Annotated in this window: 18 protein-coding genes; 10 read left to right on the top strand and 8 right to left on the bottom strand. The window is 66.6% G+C overall.

Features of this window, described 5'->3' with window-relative positions; genetic code table 11:
• Window positions 1-16 precede the first annotated feature (16 nt).
• Both LJ656_RS28770 and LJ656_RS28765 read right to left on the bottom strand, forming a co-directional pair.
• The gene (locus LJ656_RS28770) at window positions 17-1,477 is read right to left on the bottom strand and encodes an FAD-binding oxidoreductase (protein ID WP_230512876.1); all 1,461 of its coding nucleotides are present in this window, start codon (window positions 1,475-1,477) and stop codon (window positions 17-19) included.
• A gap of 24 nt (window positions 1,478-1,501) precedes the next feature.
• Window positions 1,502-2,473: an isopenicillin N synthase family dioxygenase gene (locus tag LJ656_RS28765; protein WP_230512875.1), complete on the bottom strand. Its 972-nt coding sequence runs from the start codon at window positions 2,471-2,473 to the stop codon at window positions 1,502-1,504.
• Window positions 2,474-2,792: 319 nt separating this feature from the next.
• On the opposite strand from LJ656_RS28765, the gene LJ656_RS28760 reads away from it, so the two are divergent.
• The 5 genes from LJ656_RS28760 to hutC (LJ656_RS28740) all read left to right on the top strand — a co-directional run bounded on the left by LJ656_RS28760 (window position 2,793) and on the right by hutC (LJ656_RS28740) (window position 6,779).
• Window positions 2,793-3,620 (top strand): transporter substrate-binding domain-containing protein, encoded by an 828-nt coding sequence (locus LJ656_RS28760; protein WP_230512874.1) that lies wholly within the window; start codon window positions 2,793-2,795, stop codon window positions 3,618-3,620.
• Between the two features lie 85 nt (window positions 3,621-3,705).
• Window positions 3,706-4,356, top strand: coding sequence for an amino acid ABC transporter permease (locus LJ656_RS28755; RefSeq protein ID WP_230512873.1), 651 nt, complete (start codon window positions 3,706-3,708; stop codon window positions 4,354-4,356).
• A gap of 26 nt (window positions 4,357-4,382) precedes the next feature.
• Window positions 4,383-5,045 carry an amino acid ABC transporter permease gene (locus LJ656_RS28750; RefSeq protein WP_230512872.1) on the top strand — a complete coding sequence of 221 codons (663 nt, stop codon included), beginning with the start codon at window positions 4,383-4,385 and terminating at the stop codon, window positions 5,043-5,045.
• Window positions 5,046-5,058: 13 nt separating this feature from the next.
• Window positions 5,059-5,934, top strand: coding sequence for an amino acid ABC transporter ATP-binding protein (locus LJ656_RS28745; protein ID WP_329958911.1), 876 nt, complete (start codon window positions 5,059-5,061; stop codon window positions 5,932-5,934).
• On the top strand, window positions 5,931-6,779 hold the full coding sequence (hutC, locus tag LJ656_RS28740; protein ID WP_230512871.1) for a histidine utilization transcriptional repressor HutC: 849 nt from the start codon (window positions 5,931-5,933) through the stop codon (window positions 6,777-6,779). The genes LJ656_RS28745 and hutC (LJ656_RS28740) overlap by 4 nt, the downstream gene beginning before the upstream one ends.
• Window positions 6,780-6,805: 26 nt before the next feature.
• Here the strand turns inward: hutC (LJ656_RS28740) and hutC (LJ656_RS28735) are convergent, their stop codons facing one another.
• From hutC (LJ656_RS28735) to LJ656_RS28720, 4 genes are all read right to left on the bottom strand, one after another.
• Window positions 6,806-7,594 (bottom strand): histidine utilization transcriptional repressor HutC, encoded by a 789-nt coding sequence (gene hutC / locus LJ656_RS28735; RefSeq protein WP_230512870.1) that lies wholly within the window; start codon window positions 7,592-7,594, stop codon window positions 6,806-6,808.
• 119 nt (window positions 7,595-7,713) lie between these two features.
• The gene (locus LJ656_RS28730; protein WP_230512869.1) at window positions 7,714-8,394 is read right to left on the bottom strand and encodes a methyltransferase family protein; all 681 of its coding nucleotides are present in this window, start codon (window positions 8,392-8,394) and stop codon (window positions 7,714-7,716) included.
• Between the two features lie 76 nt (window positions 8,395-8,470).
• On the bottom strand, window positions 8,471-9,307 hold the full coding sequence (locus LJ656_RS28725) for an arylamine N-acetyltransferase family protein (RefSeq protein WP_230512868.1): 837 nt from the start codon (window positions 9,305-9,307) through the stop codon (window positions 8,471-8,473).
• Window positions 9,308-9,497: 190 nt separating this feature from the next.
• Window positions 9,498-10,223: a hypothetical protein gene (locus tag LJ656_RS28720; protein ID WP_230512867.1), complete on the bottom strand. Its 726-nt coding sequence runs from the start codon at window positions 10,221-10,223 to the stop codon at window positions 9,498-9,500.
• A gap of 304 nt (window positions 10,224-10,527) precedes the next feature.
• Between LJ656_RS28720 and LJ656_RS28715 the strand changes: the two genes are divergently transcribed.
• Window positions 10,528-12,027, top strand: a complete 1,500-nt coding sequence (locus LJ656_RS28715; RefSeq protein WP_230512866.1) for a carbohydrate porin — start codon at window positions 10,528-10,530, stop codon at window positions 12,025-12,027.
• A 49-nt stretch (window positions 12,028-12,076) separates the two neighbouring features.
• Here LJ656_RS28715 and LJ656_RS28710 read toward each other — a convergent pair whose 3' ends face one another.
• On the bottom strand, window positions 12,077-12,955 hold the full coding sequence (locus LJ656_RS28710; RefSeq protein ID WP_230512865.1) for a LysR family transcriptional regulator: 879 nt from the start codon (window positions 12,953-12,955) through the stop codon (window positions 12,077-12,079).
• Between the two features lie 102 nt (window positions 12,956-13,057).
• Here LJ656_RS28710 and LJ656_RS28705 point away from each other — a divergent pair, with 102 nt between their 5' ends.
• The gene (locus LJ656_RS28705; RefSeq protein WP_230512864.1) at window positions 13,058-13,990 is read left to right on the top strand and encodes a DMT family transporter; all 933 of its coding nucleotides are present in this window, start codon (window positions 13,058-13,060) and stop codon (window positions 13,988-13,990) included.
• 33 nt (window positions 13,991-14,023) lie between these two features.
• Here LJ656_RS28705 and LJ656_RS28700 read toward each other — a convergent pair whose 3' ends face one another.
• The gene (locus LJ656_RS28700) at window positions 14,024-15,322 is read right to left on the bottom strand and encodes an MFS transporter (protein ID WP_230512964.1); all 1,299 of its coding nucleotides are present in this window, start codon (window positions 15,320-15,322) and stop codon (window positions 14,024-14,026) included.
• Between the two features lie 228 nt (window positions 15,323-15,550).
• On the opposite strand from LJ656_RS28700, the gene LJ656_RS28695 reads away from it, so the two are divergent.
• Genes LJ656_RS28695 through LJ656_RS28685 form a run of 3 tightly spaced genes read left to right on the top strand, consistent with a single transcriptional unit; the run spans window position 15,551 to window position 18,953 of the window.
• Window positions 15,551-16,324 carry a GntR family transcriptional regulator gene (locus tag LJ656_RS28695; RefSeq protein ID WP_230512963.1) on the top strand — a complete coding sequence of 258 codons (774 nt, stop codon included), beginning with the start codon at window positions 15,551-15,553 and terminating at the stop codon, window positions 16,322-16,324.
• A gap of 20 nt (window positions 16,325-16,344) precedes the next feature.
• A complete protein-coding gene (gene mdcA, locus LJ656_RS28690) occupies window positions 16,345-18,006 on the top strand; it encodes a malonate decarboxylase subunit alpha (protein ID WP_230512863.1) in 1,662 nt (553 codons plus the stop codon).
• Window positions 18,007-18,008: 2 nt separating this feature from the next.
• Entirely contained in the window at window positions 18,009-18,953 is a 945-nt protein-coding gene (locus LJ656_RS28685) for a triphosphoribosyl-dephospho-CoA synthase (protein WP_230512862.1), read from the top strand.
• The last annotated feature ends 2 nt before the right edge of the window (window positions 18,954-18,955 follow it).

Genomic DNA, 18,955 nt, shown 5'->3' with positions numbered 1-18,955 from the left:
TGCCGCCGATGGGCCCTTAAAACAGCTTGCCCGGATTCAGAATGCCGTGCGGATCGAGCGCGCGCTTGATCGCGACCATCGCCGCGAGCTCCGCCGGCGAACGCGAGATCGGCAAAAACTCGCGCTTCAGCAAGCCGATCCCATGCTCGGCCGACACCGAGCCGCGCAACGGCCCGAGCATCTCGTAGACGAACGCATAGACCGCGTGATGATCGACGCCGGGCACCGAGCGGCCGTCGACGGTCAGATGCAGATTCGAGTCGCCGATATGGCCGAAGAAATACGCTTCGTTGCCGGGCCAACGCTCGTTCAACGCCACGCGGCAGCGCTCGACGAACGCTCCGATCTCGCCGATCGGCAAGCTCACGTCGAAGTTGATCGGATCGAGCCGCACCGGAAACTCCGCCGTGCATTCGCGGATCGCCCACAGCGCGCGCGCATCGGCGACCGACTGCGCGATCACCGCGTCGCGCAGCGCGCCCGCTTCGAGCGCGTCGTTCAGCGCTTGCGCGAAACGCGTGCCATCGTCGTCGGCATCGAAGCCCGCGTGCTCGATCAAGGCATAGAGCGGATGCGCGAGCGCGAACGGCGAGCGCGTGCCGGTCAGCTTCACGCCGAAATCGTAGAAGTCCGGCCACATGATTTCGAACGCGCCGATGTCGTTGCCGAAGCGCGTCGCCAGCCGCCGCAGCAGGCTCACCGCCGCGTCGTAATCGCCGAGCGCGACCAGCGCGGTATGGCGCGCCGCGCGCCGCGGATGCAGCCGCAACACCGCGCGCGTGATCACGCCGAGCGTGCCTTCCGAGCCGATGAACCAGTGCTTCAGGTCATAGCCGGTGTTGTTCTTGACCATCTTGCCGAGCGAGGTCAGCACGTCGCCATTGGCAAGCACCACTTCGAGTCCGAGCACCTGGTCGCGCGCGGTGCCCGACTGGATCACGCGGTTGCCGCCCGCGTTGGTCGCCAGATTGCCGCCGATCTGACACGAGCCGCGCGCGCCGAGATCGAGCGCGAGTTCGAAGCCCGCCTGCTCCGCCGCTTCCTGCGCGGCCTGCAACGTGGTGCCGGCGCGCACGGTCAAGGTCGCCGACGCGCTGTCGAGTTCTTCGACGCCGCTGAGTCGTTCGAGCGACAACGCGATATCGGTCGCGCGCGCGATCGCGCCGCCCGCGAGTCCGGTCATTCCGCCTTGCGGCACCACCGGTTGATGCGCGGCATGGCAGATCGCGAGCGCGCGCGATACCTGTTCGACTGTACGCGGCAGTAGCAACGCGGCCGGCCGCGTCGGTTCGTGACGGGTCCAGTCGGTCAGCGCGCGTTCGCCGATCTGCTCGCCGACGCGCACCGCGTCGGCGCCGAGCGCGGCGCGCAGTGCGTTGAGGGTCGCGTCGAGATTCGCGCCAAGATTCGCCGCGAGCGGCGCGGCCGCGTCGGCCGGCTCATGCACCGGCTGCTGGGTAATACCGTGATCTGTCATCCAGTAGTCCTGTTGTTGACCGCCTTATGACGCGGCGGCGAGTTTCTTGCGATAGCCCATCGAGTCGTTGATCCGGCCGAGTATGTAATCGCCGGCGGCCACCGGCTGATATTTGACCTGCGCATCGCTCGCGCCCAGTTCGCGCGGATCGACCAGCGCGCCATAGGTCGGATCGTAGAACGTCGCGATCGAATAGCGCTCGCGCCCCGACGCGTTGATCACCCGATGCAAGGTCGAGCGGAAGCGGTCGTTGGTCCAGCGCGCGAGCAGATCGCCGACGTTGACGACGAAGCTGCCTTCAATGGGCGGCGCATCGATCCACGTATCGTTGGCGATCTCGCGCACCTGCAGCCCGCCGACCTGATCCTGCCACAGCAGCGTGATGCAGCCGTAGTCGGTATGCGGCGCGACGCCGAACTGGTCGTCCTGCGCTTGCGGCGGCTGCGGCGGATAGTAGACCATCTGCGTGCGCTGCATCCGCTTCGTATAGCGCGGCGCAAAAAAATCCGCATCGACGCCAAGACTCAGCGCGACCGCGCGCAACAGATCGGCGCCGCACGCGCCGAGCGCCTCGTAATAGCCGTACAGCGCCGGCCGCAATTGCGGCATGAAGTCCGGCCAGTTGTTCGGCCCGCGCAACGCCTGGCCCGCGAGCACGTCCGGATCGTCCTCCGGCAATTCGAGGCCGATGCTGAAGAACTCCTTGTAGTCGGGGCGCTTCGCCTGATACATCGTCGCGTCGCCGAGCGCGTTGAAACCGCGATGCCGGTGATTGACCGCCGCGCGCCGTTTCGTCTCGACCGGAAACGCGAAGAACGTGCGCGCGGCTTGCTCGGCGGCATCGATCGTCGCTTGCGGCACGCCGTGATTGACGATGTAGAAAAAGCCGATCGTCGTACACGCTTCATGAATTTGCGTCGCGACGCGTTGCAGCGCATGCGGATCGCGCGCGCGTACGCCGGCGAGATCGATGATCGGAATGCGGGTCACGGGCATTGCACTGCTCCTTCGAAGATCGGACGAATGAAAGTTCCGGTACGGCGGTTTCCGCTGCTGAAACGCCCGGCGCGAGCCGGCAAAAAAGCGCTGCCGCGCCGCTGCATTGCAGTTGTATATACCGCCAAAAGCAACGGGGCAAGTTGCATCGCACACCTTGATATCAGGGCTTTTCTCTACTCGCGAGAGCATTTATTTTCCGCTGGAAACGCGGTATATACTGCCTGGCAGGAAGCGCAACGCGCAGTCGTCGCCACGCGTTCCATGCCGACCAGAAACATCACAACGATCCGAACCCCGTTCGCCCCCGGAGAATCCCATGCGTATCCTTGCAGGCTGGAAATGTGGTCTGGTCATGCTGTCGCTGTGCGCGGCCAGCGTCGCCGCTTATGCCGACGATCAGCTCGCCAAAGTAAAAAAAGCCGGTGAACTGGTGGTCGGCACCGAGATGCAGTTCGCGCCGTTCGACTTTCTGCAGAACGGTCAGCAGGCCGGCTTCAACAAGGATCTGTTCGCGGAGGTCGGCAAGGAAATCGGCGTGAAGGTGCGCTTCATCGATCTGCCGTGGCCGAGCGTGCTGCCCGGTCTCGAAGCGGGCAAGTTCGACATGGTCGGCGGCCCGTTGACGATCACGAAGGCGCGCATGGAACGCTACACGTACACGCTGCCGGTCGCCGACGCGACCGACGCGCTGCTCAAGCGCGCGAACGATACGTCGCTGAAGCAATCGGCGGATATCGCCGGCAAGACGGTCGGCGCGGGCAAGGGCTCGGCCCAGCTCGACCAGTTGAAGGCCTACACCGCGACGCTGCCCAAGCCGCCCGAAATCCGCGAGTACGTGGACAACAACCAGGCGTATGCGGACCTCGCCGCCGGCCGCATCGCGGCGGTCGCGAACTCGATGACCAATATCGCGTATGTCGCGAAGCAGCGCCCGGAGATGTTCGCGGTCGTGCAGCCGCCGTTCGGCGCGAAGGTGTACTTCGCGTACGCGCTACGCAAGGACGCCGACAGCAAACCGCTCGCCGACGCGTTCAACGCGGCGCTCGTGAAGATGCATAACGACGGCCGCCTCGCCGCGTTGCAGAAGAAATGGTTCGGCGTCGCGATGGATATGCCGACCACGCTGCCGGCGCCGAACTACTGAGCGCCGCAAGTGTCCTGAGCACGATCGGCGCGGCGCCCCGCAACGGGCCGCGCGCCGCCCTTACCGTCCCACCGGCCGGCACATCATGTTCGATACGACCGTCTTCGTTCAGGGCCTGCCGCTGCTGCTGCAGGCCGCGCTAGCGACCATCGGCATTTCGCTGAGCGGCCTCGTGATCGGTTTCTTCGTCGCGATCGCGGTGTGCAGCGCGCGGCTGTCGCAGCATCGCGCGGCACGGCTGGCCGGCGGCGCCTATGTGTTCTTCTTTCGCGGCGTGCCGATGCTGGTGCAGCTGCTGCTGGTCTACTACCTGCTGCCGTTCGCCGGCATCAACGTGTCGCCGCTCGTCGCCGCGATCAGCACGGTATCGCTGTGCTCCGCGTCCTATATCGCCGAAATTCTGCGCGGCGGCTTTCTGAGCATTCCGCCCGGCCACCTGGAAGCGGCGCGCATGCTCGGCCTCACGCCGCTCGATACGCTGCGGCGCATTCTGGTGCCGCAGGCGTTTCGTCTGACGCTGCCGTCGCTGGTCAATGAAATGGTGCTGCTGATCAAGGCGTCGTCGCTGATCTCGGTGGTCGGCGTCGCCGAAATTACCCGCACCGCGCAGAACATCGCCGCGAGCACCTACCGGCCGCTCGAAGCGTATGTCGCGGCCGGCCTGATCTACTTCGTGATCTGCGGTGCGCTTGCGCTCGTCGCGCACACGGCCGAACACCGTTTGCGGCACGCCTGACCGCTGCCATCCACGCCCAGACCGCCATGCAAACGTTCGATCCCGCCATCATCACGCACAACCTGCAGCCCATCGCCGCCGGTCTCGCGACCACGCTCGGCAGTTGGGCCGCCGGCGTCGCGATCGGTCTCGCGATCGGTTTTCTGATCGCGGTGCTGCAACTGTTCTGCGGACGCTGGGTGCGCGCCGCGCTGCGCGTCTATATCGAGTTGCTGCGCGGCACGCCGTTTCTGGTGCAACTCTTTTTGCTGTACTACGGCGGTCCATCGATCGGTCTGACACTCGAACCGATGACGGCCGGCATCGTCGGCCTCGGCCTTTACGGCAGCGCGTATTTCGCCGAGGTATTCCGCTCCGGTTTCCAGTCGGTGCCGCGCGGTCATCTGGAAGCGGCGGCGTGCCTCGGCCTCACGCGCTGGCAAGCAATCCTGCGTATTCAGGCGCCGCAGATGCTGGTGCTGATCGTGCCCGCGCTGACCAATCTGATCATCGTGTTGAGCAAGGAAACCGCGGTGCTGTCGATCGTCACCGTGCCCGAGCTGACCTTCGTGCTGACCGGCATCGGTTCGGCAACCTTCGCTTTCGTCGAAACCCTGCTGGTGCTGTGCGTGTGCTACCTCGCGCTGGTCGAACTGACCTCGCGCGCGGGGATGTGGGCCGAGTCCCGCCTCGCGCGCTTCATGGCATGATTCAGGAACCCTTATGAACGCCATCGCCGACATGCCCTCTTCCGCGTCCGCCGCGAACCTCGCCGACGCCGCGAGCACGGCCGCGCCGCTGATCGACGTGCACGACCTGCGCAAACGCTTCGGCGATGTCGAAGTGCTGCGCGGCGTCGATCTGCAGATTGCGCGCTCCGAAGTGGTTTGCATCATCGGGCCGTCGGGCTCCGGCAAAAGCACGCTGCTGCGCTGTCTCGCGGCGCTCGAAACCTACGATCACGGCGAGGTGCGGATCGAAGGCGAACTGCTCGGCTATAGCGAGCGCAACGGCAAACGCGTGCGTGCTTCGCACGGCGAAATAAATCGCGTGCGCCGCAACGTCGGCATGGTGTTCCAGCAGTTCAATCTGTGGCCGCACATGAGCGCGCTCGAGAACGTGATGGAAGCGCTGCTGCGAGTGCGCCGGCTGCCGCGCGACGAAGCGCGCCGCCGCGCCAATGCGATGCTCGAGACGGTCGGCCTCGCGCACAAGGGCGACGCGTATCCGGCCAGGCTGTCGGGCGGCCAGCAGCAGCGCGTCGCGATTGCCCGCGCGCTCGCGATGGAACCGCACATCATGCTGTTCGACGAGCCGACCTCCGCGCTCGATCCCGAACTGGTCGGCGAAGTGCTGCAGGTGATGAAGCAACTCGCGCGCGACGGCATGACGATGGCGGTCGTCACGCATGAAATGGGCTTTGCCGCGCAGGTCGCCGACAAGGTCGTGTTCATCGACCAAGGCCGCATCGCCGTGCAGGGCAAGCCGCGCGACGTGTTTCACGATGCAGCGCAGCCGCGGCTGCGGCAGTTCCTGCAAAACTATTTCGACCGCAATGCGTTCTGGACGCGCGGCGCCGACGACGCGCAGCCGCTATGAGTCCGACCGCCCGCGGCAGGCTGCGGGGCAAGCCCGGCAAAGCTGGCGGGCTCGCCCGTGGCGTGAGCGCAGCGCTGGCCGGCCGCGCCCATGCCGCCCACGCCGCCCAGCCTGGCGACGCGGCGCCGGCCGCGCGCTACGAGCAGGTCAAGCAGCACATCCGCCAGATCATCGATTCCGGCGAGCGCCGCGCCGGCGACCGGCTGCCGTCGGAACTCGATCTGGTCGCGACGCTCGGGGTGTCGCGCATGACCGTCAATCGCGCGCTGCGCGAACTCGCGGATGCGGGGCTCGTCACGCGAGTGTCGGGGGTCGGCACCTTCGTCGCGCCGAACAAGCCGCAATCGACGCTGCTGATGATCGCCCATATCGGCGACGAGATCCGCTCGCGCGGCCATGCGTATCGATGCGACATGGTGCTGTTGCAACGCGAGAGCGCGTCGGTGACGGTGTCCAATGCGCTCGATTTGCCGCCGGGTGCGTCGGTGTTCCATGTGATTTGCGTGCACCGCGAGAACGGCTTACCGGTGCAACTGGAGGATCGCTATGTGAATCCGGCCGTCGCGCCGGATTTTCTGCAGCATGATTTCTCGGCGCTCAAGCCGTCCGAATATCTGCAGACGGTCGTGCCGATGCACGATCTCGAACACGTGGTCGACGCGGCGCGGCCGACCGGCGCCGAAGCCGAGCTGCTCGAAATCGATCCGCAGGAGCCGTGTCTGACGCTCACGCGCCGCACATGGACCAATGGCGTCGCGGTGACGTTCGCGCGCTTCGTGCACCCGGGTTCGCGTTACCGGCTCGGTTGCCGCTTTTCGCCGAATACGTCGCAGCGCCAGGGCTGAACGACAGGCTTGAAAAGCCCCGCCCGCTACACCGTCCCCGCCAGATGAAAGCGCGACGCCGGATGCCATAACCGCACCGACGTCGCCACATGTTCGCCGACCCACGTGCGCCGCCACAACAGCAGACAAGGTTCGCCGATCTCCATCAGCAGATGCCGGCGCACCTGCGCGCCGGGCTTTTGCGCGTAGATGCGGAACTCGGCGCGCTGGATCGGCGCGAGCCGCACCATGTAGTGATTCGGCGTTTCGATCGAGAAGTCCTGTTGCAGGTAGTCGGGAAACACCTGTGGATTCACGTAGCGATCCTCGTACTGGATCGGTTCGCCTTCCTCGCTGTGCACGATGCACGAATGAAACGCGGGGCCGCTCGTAAGACCGAGCGCGGCGAGCGCGTCGGGGTCGTCGCTCGGTTCGAGCGTCAGCACGCGCGCCGCATGACGATGACCGCGCGCGGCGATTTCGTCGGCGATATTGCGGATTTCCAGCACCGTCGATTCATAGCGTTGCGGCGCGACGAACGTGCCGGAGCCCTGCACGCGGGTCAGCACGCGCTCGCTGGTCAGCTCGCGCAGCGCGCGCGAGACGGTCATGCGCGCGACGCCGAATTCCTTGACCAGCTCCGTCTCCGACGGGATCAGGCCGCCCGGTTTCCAGACGCCCTCGCCGATCCGTTCGAGCACATAGCGTTTGATCTGTTCGTAGGCGGGCATCGCCCTGGCCGGCGTCTCGCGCGCGCGTTCGGCGGGGGCGGGTTGCTGCTCGGATGTTGCGGGGGATGCGGCGGGCACGTGCTGCGCGTGTGTGGTTGTTTTCACTCCAAACCTCTTGCATGGTTCGCCGGTGCTCAGTTGCCACACCGTGGCCGGTTCTCCGGCGGCCGGGGCCAATCTTACCCGCTTCGGCGCGCGCCAGCGACCGGTGAGCGTGCGCGGCGCTACCAGAGATACGGCACGAAACGGTAACGCACGCGCGCCATGTAGTCGGTATAGCCGTCGAGTTGCGCGGCCAGCACGCGCTCCTCGCGCACCGCCCGCCAACCGAACGCGTACGCCATCAGCGGCAGCGCCGCGAGGCCCCACCATGAACCAAGCAGCAGCGGCGTGCCGATGAAGAACAGCAGCGCGTCCGCGTACATCGGATGCCGCACGTACCGATACGGGCCGCTGTCGGCGACCCGGTGGCCGCGGCTCGCCTGAATTTTCACGACCGGCGCCGCATAACTGTTCGCGCGAAACACCGAACGGCACAGCACGATGCACAGCATCACGCAGAACGCGCCGACGATCGCGAGCCACAACGGCACCGGCGCGGACCAGCGAAACCGCATCGCGTCGAAGCCCATCAGGATCATCCAGCCGACCCAGAGGGTCCCGATCACGGCCATGAACAAGCGGTCCCAGCGGCTTTGCTGCGCCTGCACGATCGGCGCGAGACGCTCGGCCAGCAGCGCGGGATCGTGCCGCGCGAGCCACAAGCCGAGCCACAGGCTCAGCAGCGCGAGTTCGAGCAGATACCACCACGCGGCGGGCCACGCGAGCGTGCCGGCCGCGCCGAACAGCAGCACCCCCATGAAGCCGAGCCAGGCGAGCGATTGCAGGATCATACGCGCGACCATCGTTGTGCTCCTCGTTGGGCTTCTCGTTGTGCTTCTCGTCGTGCTCGGATCGGGGCAGTGCGCCCGGCGCGCCGCGTCAGTTCCCGACGTCGCGCGTGCGCACGCGCTCGAAGATCGCCGCGATGTCGAAGCCCTGCAAATTGATACCGAAACGCTCGCGCAGACAGTCGGCCAGTTCGGCGGCGCTCGCGAGGCGCCGTTCGGCGACTACCCGGCCGGCGCCGTCGCGCTCGTTGTACTGATCGTTCAGCAGCCCGAGCCGCCGGTCGGGCAGCACCCGCGCCGCCAGCAGGTTATGCGCGAACAACGATTCGGGCGACGTCGACGTGTACCAGTTCGAGGTTTCGTAATCGACCCATTCGACCGCGCGCAGATCGACGTGATAGACCTGGGCCCAGTTGCCATCGGCGGCGAGCACCTGCAGATACGCGCTATCGCGCCCGGCGTCGATCAGACGGAAGGTGCCGAGCGGAATCGGTTGCGCGAGATCCATCGCGACGCGCAGCGGCGCGGTCAGCGTCACGCCGCCGAAGCCGACGTCGGCGAGCCACATATCATTGTCGAGTTCGATGCGCAACACCATATGCGTGCGCGCCGGCCGCGCGTCGGGCGGGGCGCCCCACAGCACCCGCGCGAGCAGCGGCGTGACCTTGAAGCCGAGCTGCATCAGCACGTTGGCGAACAGTGTGTTCTGCTCGAAGCAGTAGCCGCCGCGCTGCCCGTCGACCAGCTTGCGCTCGATCGACGCGAGGTCGAGCTTGACCGCCAGACCGGTCAGCGGATTCAGATCTTCGAAGGGGATTGCGGCCGGATGCAGCCGGTGCAGCGCCTGCAGCACGTCCAGCGTGGCCGTGCGCGGGCCTTGATAGCCGATGCGGGTGAAGTAGTTTTCCAGATTCAGAAGGTCGGACATCGGCGTGGTTCGATAGGGTTGCGGGAACGGTGCCGGGCGGCCGCCGGCGCTGGCGCGCGCCCTGAGAGCGGCGGGCCGCGCCGTTAGCGAGAGGATCATAGCCGATCCGATTGGCGGCCTGCGCGGCGTCCGCTTACATCGCAAAGGCCGCGCCGGCCTGCCGCTACTTCACCCCCGCTCGCGCCGGCGCCTACATGCCGCCCTTCAACGCGGCGGTCGCAATCGACGGCACGCTGATGCCGTTGCTCGACGCGAACTGCACGGCCGAACTCAGCGTCGACATCAGCGACTGCAATTGTCCCGGCGCCGACTGCGCGATATACGACGCGCTTTGCGCGGTCTGCGGATTGAGACCCGATTGCAGCAGCGAAGCCGGGCTCATCTGGCCGATGCTGCCGAGTCCGGATTGCAGGCTCGAATACTGACTGACGCCCTTGCCGAGCGAGGTCAAACCTTCGGTGAACGCCTGCTTGTTGACCGGCGTCGCCGACGCGCTGCCGCTCGCGTGACTCGCGAATGCATCGGTCAGCTTCTGCGACAGCGACTGTTGCGTGCTGCCCATCTGGGTCAGCTGACTGACCGACGGCGTGCCGCCGCTCAGCAGACCCGCGGCCTGTTGCGCCTGGCCGGCCGCGCTGCTCATGCCCATCGCCGACGCCAGGCTCGACTGGCCGCTCAGCACCTGCTGGTTTGCGCCGACATAGGTTTGCAGCAGTTGCGCGACGCCGCCCGCCGACGCGCTGTTCGAACCGCCACCGCCGAGCGCATTGCCGACCGCCCCAGCGATGCCGCCCTGCGCGGAACTGTCGCCGCCGCCGATGCCGAAATGCTTCAGATTCATCTGGGCCTGTGCCGCGCCGCCCAGCATCAAACCGCCGCTCGTCAGCAACGAAATCAAAAGAATGCGCTTGTTCATCGATATCTCCTTACTTTGGCTTACGGGTAATTCGTGCGCTTCGACACCGGAGCGCCGCGCGGGTTCGTTATGAACAGACCAATCGGGTGCGATCGAACATTCATTAACTATTCACTACACGAGCCCGCGCGCGACGATGCGCGTGAATTGATAAGAACCATTCGCATCAAAATTGACGCCCCCGATGCACGTGCGTACGATCACGCCCATTCCCAGCGGCGCCATCGCTGCACTCGCCCGATCGCGTGCAGCGCCGCCGCTCTCCGATCGTCCGACAGAGACACGACACCAACAAAGGATCTCGATGAAGATCAGCCTGCCCCACGGACTTCGCGGGCTCGCGTTGTGCGCCGCCTTCGCGTCGGCTTCGCTCGGCACTGGCAGCGCGCTCGCGCAAACCGATGCCGATACGCAAACGCAGCAAACCCCGCAAGCCGATCAGAACGCGGCGGCAGCACCGGCGCAACAGGCGACCGAACAGCCGGCCGGTCTATGGCAACGCCAGCAATTGCTCGGCGATATCGGCGGCCTGCGTCCGTGGCTCGACCAGTACGGGGTGACCTTCTCGCTGACCGAAACCAGCGAAGTGCTCGCCAATCTGCGCGGCGGGCTCGCGCGCGGCGCCAATTACGACGGCCTCACCCTCGCGAACCTGCAACTCGATACCGCGAAGGCGTTCGGTCTGCCCGGCGGCCTGTTCTACGTCAGCGCGCTGCAGATTCACGGCACCAATTTCAGCCAGAACAAACTGGGCACGCTCAATACCGCGAGCGGCATCGCCGCCGATCGCGCGACGCGGCTTTGGGAGTTGTGGTACCAGCAGTCGTTTCTCGACAAGCGTGTCGACGTGAAGATCGGCCAGCAAAGCCTCGATCAGGAGTTCATCGCCAGTACGAACTCGGCGCTGTTCCTCAACACGATGTTAGGCTGGCCCGCGCTGCCGTCGTACGACCTGCCGTCGGGCGGCCCCGCGTATCCGCTGGCGAGCCTCGGCGTGCGCGTGCGCGGCCAGATCACGCCGTCGCTGACCGCGCTCGCCGGCGTGTTCGCGGGCGACCCGCTCGGCAACGATCCGACCAACATGAGCGGCACTAACTTCAACCTCGGCAACGGCGCGCTGTGGATCGGCGAATTGCAGTACGCGATCAATCAGCCGGCCGACCACGACGCAGCGGCATCGGCCGGAGCCGGAGCCGGAGCCGGAGCCGGAGCCTCTGCCAGCGGCGGCCTGCCGGGCCTCTACAGGATCGGCCTCTGGTATCACAGCGATCGTTTCGCGGACCAGCGCTACGACAGCAACGGGCTATCGCTCGCAAATCCCGCTTCGAACGGCAGCGCCGCGACCCATCGCGGCAACTACAGCCTCTACGCGGTCGCCGATCAGACCGTGTGGCGGCCCACGGCGGACGGCCCGCGCAGCCTCAACGTGTTCGCGCGGGTGATGGGCGCGCCGGGCGACCGCAACCTGGTGAGCGTCTCGGCCAATCTCGGCGTCGTGCTGAAAGCGCCGTTCGAAGGCCGCGACAACGACAGCGCGGGACTCGCGCTGAGCTATATCAAGATCGGCCATCGGGCGAACGGACTCGATCAGGACTTCCGCGCGTTCAGCGGCGGTCCGTATGGCGTGCGTACCAGCGAAACCGCGCTCGAGGCGACCTACCAGTATCAGATCGCGCCGTGGTGGCAATTGCAGGCGGACGCGCAATACACGTTCAACGCGGGTGCGGGCCAGAATCCGAACGATCCGACGCAACCGCTGCGCAATACGTTTGTGATCGGGGTGCGGACGCTGATCAATTTCTGACGCTGGACGTGCGGGGCACGTGGGGAGCGCGTGCGGGGCGCGGCCGCCGCTACGCGCCGGCCCGTCCGACCGCGCGCAACGACAGATCCTGCACCATCTGCTGCGCCAGATAATCGCAAGTCGGCCGGTCCGACTTCGCGCTGCGCGCGACCACGATTTCGAGCGGCGCGATGGCCGGCAGCCCCTGCAATTCGCCGAGTATCGCGAGCCGCGGCGGCACGCTGCAACGCGTGAGCGCGATCACCGACAAGCCCGCATCGACGGTCGCGACCAGCCCCATCAGGCTCGCGCTGCTGAACGCCGCGCGATAGCGAATCCGCGCGCCATCGAGCGCGGCGAGCGTGTGCTGGCGCGCGACGCAGCCCGGCTCGTACAGCCCCACCGGCAACGGCGAGGCCGCCAGCACCGGCGTATCGACCGACGCCCCGACCCACACCATCGGTTCGGCGCGCACGAATTCGCCGCGCAGCTTGCGGTCGCGCGTGACGAACGCGAGGTCGATCTTGTTGTCGGCGAGCATCGGTGCGAGCGCGGTGCTCTGCGCGCAGACGATCTCGATTTCGACGTGCGGAAACAGCGTCGAGAAGCGCCGCAACACCGGCGACAGCAGCGACGACACGTAATCGTCCGGCGCGCCGAGCACGACGCGGCCGGTCACCTCGGGCCGCACGATCGCCGACCACGCCTCCTCCTGCAACGCCAGCGCGCGCCGCGCATATTCGAGCAGCGTATGGCCGGGCCGCGTCAGCGCGAGGCTGCGGGTATTGCGCGCGAAAAGCGTGGTGCCGAGCATCGCTTCGAGCCGCTTGATCTGCATGCTGACCGCCGCCTGCGAACGATGCACGCTAGCCGCCGCCTTCGTGAAACTGCCCGCGTCCACGACCGCGACGAAGCTGCGCAATAAATCGACGTCGAATTCGGGGTTCACGATTTATCAATCCGGCTAATGGAATTGCTCAATTTAATTCGTTTGTCGATGGACGGCAAGCGGGCCGATACTCGGGTGCATCGTCTACTGGAGCTGTAACGCATGTCCCTCACGTCACGACAACAAGGCGCGATCACGCTCGCTAGCGGCGGACTGCTGATGGGCACGATCGGCGTGTTCGTCGAAGAAGCGCGGCTCGATGCGCTGACGCTGGTGTTTTTCCGCTGCCTGTTCGGCTTTCTTTCGCTCGCCGCGTACTGCGCGTGGAAGGGCTTTTTCACGCGCGCACAGTTCACCCGCCGTACGGTCACGCTCGCGCTGATCTCAGGTGTACTGATGGTGACGCAGTGGGTCGGCTTCTTCGACGCGATCCATCGCACCAGCATCGCGGTCGCGACCGTGGTGTTTCACGTGCAGCCGTTCTGGGTCGTGCTGATCGGCGCGGCGCTGTTCAACGAACGGCTCGGCGCGGACCGGCTCGGCTGGATCGCGACCGCGTTCGTCGGGCTGGTGCTCGCGTCCGGCGTGCTCGCCACGGATACGCTGCACGGCCACAGCAGCTATCTGATCGGCCTGGGCGAAGCGCTGCTCGGCTCGCTGCTGTATGCGAGCGTCACGCTGATCGCGAAGAGTCTGGGCCAATTGCGCCCGCATCTGCTGACGCTCATGCAATGCGCGGTCGGCGTCGTGTGTCTGCCGCTGGTCGCGCCGCTGGTCGGTTCGTTGACGCTCACGCATATCGGGCCGATGCAGTGGTTCTGGCTGATCGGCATGGGCGTGCTGCATACCGGGCTGTCGTATGTGCTGATTTACGGCGCGCTGCCCAAGCTGAGCACGCCGGTGATCGCGGTGCTGCTGTTCGTGTATCCGCTGACCGCGATCGTCGTCGATGCGGTGGTGTACGGCCGTGCGCTGTCGGTGCCGCAACTCGCGGGGATGGGCCTGATCGTCGTCGCGAGTCTCGGTGTCAATCTCGGCTGGCCGTTGCTGTCTCTGCTAATGCCTGGCGTGCGGGCGCGCAGTCACGCGAAGTAGCGGGACAAAGCGCGCCTGCCGCGATTACCGCCGCTATTGCGGCAGCACCTCGCCCTTCGTCTCCGGCGCGAACGGAATCACGAACAGCCCGATCACGAACGCGAGCGCGGTCAACGCGACCGGCACGCCGAGCGTGTTCATATGCAGCACCGCCGCGCCGAGCAGGAAGTTCACGCCCGCGCCGATAAAGCGCCCGAAAGACGTGCAGAACGCAAACGCGGTCGCGCGCACGCGAGTCTCGAACTGCTCCGGCAGCCACAGGCTGAACAGCGCGAAATTGCCGCCGAAGAAGCCGAGCACGAACAGCCACGCGATAAACGGCGCGAGCCCGTTCGGCAGATAGAACGCCCAGCCGAAACTCGCCGCGATCGCGACCGCCATACCGGCGAAATACACCGCGAGCGTCATGCGTCGGCCGATCCGCTCGGCGAGCGGCGGCAACGCGAGACAGCCAAGGATCGTGCCGATCGACAGCAGTCCGGTCGCGAGCGACGCGGTGCGGATCGAGTCGGCCTTCGACATGCCGGCGCGCGTCGCCAGCTGGATCACCGCGGACGGTTCATACACCGCGCCGGCCCACAGCCCGATGATCGCGATCGTCAGCAGAATCGACGCGACCCACGTGCGGCGCCGGTACGCCGGCCCGAAAATTTCCCGCAGCGGCTTCGCGCGCACGGTGCTCGCCTCGGCCTTCTGCCACTTCTCCGGCTCCTTCACGCGCAACAGAATCATGATCGCGATCACGACCGGCACCGCGCCGGTCAGGAACATCGCGCGCCAGCCGAAGTGCACGCCGATCGTGTAGTTCAATGCGGCGGCGAGAAAGAAACCCGCGTAATAGCCGGTCTGCAGATAACCGGCGCCCATCTTGCGACGATCCTCCGGCCACGCCTCGGCAACATAGGTGCCGGCGAGCGCCCATTCGCCGCCGATCCCGACGCCGGCAATGAAGCGATAGATGCCGAGCTGCCACACGTTGGTCGCGGTCGCCGCGAGGCCGGTGAAAATCGCGAACGTAAAGATCGTCGCGGCCAGTACCTTGGTGCGCCCGAAGCGGTCCGCGAGCGGCCCCCAGATGAACGACAGCCCCCACCCCACCAGAAACAGCGCGAACAGGATCGACCCGGCGAGCCCGACGTTCGACGGCGTCGCCGCGAAACCGGAACGCGGCAGCAGTTCGGTCAGCGCGGGCGTCAGCACCAGCGCGTAAATGAACGAGTCCATCCCGTCGAGCGTCCATCCGGCCCATGCGCCCCAGAAGCCGGCGATCTGCGAACGGTTCAGCGGCGTGCGCCGCCGCGCGACCGCACTGCGGTCGGTCAATGTATTCATCATGCTCCTCCAGACAAACTAGTTGGCGAACCTAACGAAAACGACAGAGGAAAACGACAGCGCACGCGTATTGATTGTTCGGCAAGCCCCTCGTACAACTAACGATGGGATAGCGCTAGCGCTTTCAGCGAAAACTTTCCTGTAGCTTTCGGCGGTGACTTGCGATGCAACGATTGCGGGTTTGCCCGCGCTTTAATTAGCGTCTTTTTATATATAATATTTGATCTTATGAGCGACGCAACCGAAGGTTTTCCCCTGGACGCGCGGGCACGCGGCCCGCTTCTGCCGGCCGCCACGCCGCGCGAAAGCACCTCGCACGTGATTGCGGAGGCGCTGCGTGCCGCGATCGTCGACGGCACGCTGGCGCCCGGCGCGCCGTTGCGGCAGGACGCAATCGCGCGGCATTTCTCCGTGAGCGCAATTCCCGTGCGCGAGGCGCTGCGCCAGCTCGAAAGCGAGGGCTGGGCACGCGCGGAGGTGCATAAAGGCGCGAGCGTCGCGCCGCTGTCGGCCGATGAAGCGCGCGAGATCTACGAGATCCGCTCGGCGCTCGAAAGTCTCGCGATCGGCCTGGCCATTCCCAATCACACCGCCGCCACACTGCGCGAAGCCGCCAATCTGTGCCGCGCCGCCGAGCGCGAAGCGGACTCGTCGCTTTACGTCGCGCGCAATGCCGCGTTCCATATGAGTCTTTACGCGCCCGCCGGCCGGCCGCAGCTCGAGGACATGATCGGGCTGCTGCACCGGCGCGGCGAACGCTATCTGCGGCTCAAGTTCGGCTTGCCGTCGTACAAGGGCGAGTCCGACAGCGAACACGCGGCGCTGCTCGAAGCCGTGCAACGCCGCGATATCGCGGCCGCGCAATCGCTGGTCGCCGCGCATCTGCTCGGCACCGGCGAACTGCTGCACCGTTTTCTGACCGAACGCGCGCAGGCCGAAGCCGCGCTCGCGAATCAACCGAAGCCGCGCGGCAGACGAGCGCGCGCCACCAACGGGAGCTGATTGAGCCGATGACTGAGCCGATGAACCACCCCGCCGAAACGTCCGCCGCCGGCCGCTCGTGGACGACCCGCCGCGACGAAAAACGCCGCCGCCTTGCCGCAATCGCTCCGTGGCTCGAAGACGGCGTGCTGCCCGCGCATCGCATCGTCGATGCGCTCGAAACGCTGATCCGTCCCGGGGAGCGCGTCGCGCTCGAAGGCGACAACCAGAAGCAGGCCGACTTCCTGTCGCGCTCGCTTGCAAAGGTCGATCCGGAAAAACTGCACGACGTGCATCTGCTGATTTCGAGCATCAGTCGTCCTGAACATCTGACGCTGTTCGAGCGCGGCATCGCGCACAAGGTCGACTTCTCGTTCGCCGGGCCGCAGAGTCTGCGGGTCGCGCAACTGCTCGAAGACGGGCAGCTCGAAATCGGCGCGATCTATACGTACGTCGAACTGTATGCGCGGATGTTCGTCGATCTGACGCCGCACGTCGCGCTGCTGTGCGCGGAAAAGGCCGACCGTTACGGCAATCTGTACACCGGCCCGAACACCGAGGACACGCCGACGATCGCCGAGGCCGCCGCGTTCCGGCATGGAATCGTAATCGTGCAGGTCAACGAGATCGTCGACGAGCTGCCGCGCGTCGATATTCCCGGCTCGTGGGTCGACGTGGTCGTGCAGGCGGACCGCCCGTTCGCGGTCGAGCCGCTGTTCACCCGCGATCCGCGCCATATCGGCGACCTGCAGGTGCTGACCGCGATGATGGTGATTCGCGGCATTTACGAGCCGTATGGGGTGACCTCGCTCAATCACGGCATCGGCTTCGACACCGCGGCGATCGAACTGCTGCTGCCCACCTATGGCGAATCGCTCGGCCTGAAAGGCAAGATCTGCCGCAACTGGACGCTCAATCCGCATCCGACGATGATCCCCGCGATCGAATCGGGCTGGGTCGACAGCATCCACTGCTTCGGCAGCGAGGTCGGGATGGAGGCGTATATCGAGGCGCGCCCCGACGTGTTCTTCACCGGCAACGACGGCAGCCTGCGCTCGAATCGCGTGCTGTGCCAGCTGGCCGGCCAATACGGCGTCGATCTGTTCATCGGCTCGACCTTGCAGATCGACGCGGACGCGAATTCGTCGACCGTTACGCGCGGCCGGCTGGCCGGTTTCGGCGGCGCGCCGAACATGGGCCACGATCCGCGCGGCCGGCGCCATTCGAGCGAAGCGTGGCTGAAGCTGCTGAAAGGCGACGGGCCGGTCGCGCGCGGCCAGAAGCTGGTCGTGCAACTGGCCGAGACCTACAAGAAAGGCGGCGAGCCGACCTTCGTCGACGAACTGGACGCGGTCGCGGTCGGCGCGAAAAACAACATGCCGGTCGCGCCGGTGATGATCTACGGCGACGACGTGAGCCACGTGGTCACCGAGGAAGGCATCGCGCATCTGCACAAGGCCGAGGGGATCGACGAGCGGCGCGCGGCGCTCGCCGCGGTCGCCGGCGTCACGCCGATCGGTCTGCGCGCGCAGCCGCAGAAGACCGCCGAGTTGCGCCGGCGCGGCATCGTTGCGTATCCGGAAGATCTCGGCATCCGCCGCGGCGAGGCCAAGCGTTCGCTGCTCGCGGCGCGCAGCATCGACGATCTGGTCACGTGGTCCGGCGGTCTGTACGCGCCGCCCGCGCGCTTCCGGAGCTGGTGACGATGGCGCCCGCTGCGGTTCTACTCGAACGTAGCCGGAACTCCGCAGGTGCGTGGGTCGCGGCGCCATTACTCGACGATGCGCGACTCGCGCGCTACGCGGTCAACGCGCTGAGCGACGAAGCGCAACTCACGCCGAAGCCCGCGCTAGTGGACCGGCGCGGCAGCGGCGCGCATCGCGACCTCGATCTCGCGCTGATGCTGCGCTCCGCGCACGCGCTCGAACCGACCTTCGCCGCGCTCGCGCGCGCCGCGCGCCGCCGCGCCGAACCGTCCGCGCTGCTGCGTACCGAACTCGCGCAGATCGGCCGCGCCGGCGAACAGGACATGATGCGCGCGACCGGCGGCAGCAACGCGCATCGCGGCGCGATCTGGATCGTCGGTTTGCTGGTCGCCGGGGTTGCGCTGGATTTGAAATCGAAGCTGGCGGCGCCCGCGTCGATACCTGGTGATCCCAGGCATCCGGATGCGGCGAGCGTCTGCACGCTGGCCGCGCGGATCGCGTGCTTCCCGGACCGCTTCGCCGCGCCGTCCGACAGTCACGGCGAACGCGCGCGGCAACGCTATCGGGTCGGCGGCGCGCGCCAGGAAGCGCAGAACGGCTTTCCGCACGCGCTGCGAGTCGGCCTTCCGGCGCTGCACGCGGCCCGTGCGCGCGGCATCGACGAAAACGCCGCGCGCGTGGACGCGCTGCTCGCGATCATGACCACGCTCGACGACACCTGCCTGCTGCATCGCGCGGGCCTTGCCGGTTTGCAGGCCGGTCAGCGCGGCGCGCAACGCGTGCTCGTCGCGGGCGGCAGCTCGACACCGGCGGGCCGCGTCGCGCTCGCCGCGCTCGAACGCGACTTGCTGGCGCTGAACGCGTCTCCGGGCGGCGCCGCCGATCTGCTCGCCGCCACCCTCTTTCTCGACATGCTGGCGCATCGCGACGCCGGCCGGAGCTGAGC

It is taken from the genome of Paraburkholderia sejongensis, assembly GCF_020880815.1.
GTDB lineage: Bacteria > Pseudomonadota > Gammaproteobacteria > Burkholderiales > Burkholderiaceae > Paraburkholderia > Paraburkholderia sejongensis.
The sequence above is the reverse complement of the archived record's forward strand: the minus strand, read 5'-3'. Positions and strand labels throughout refer to the sequence as shown.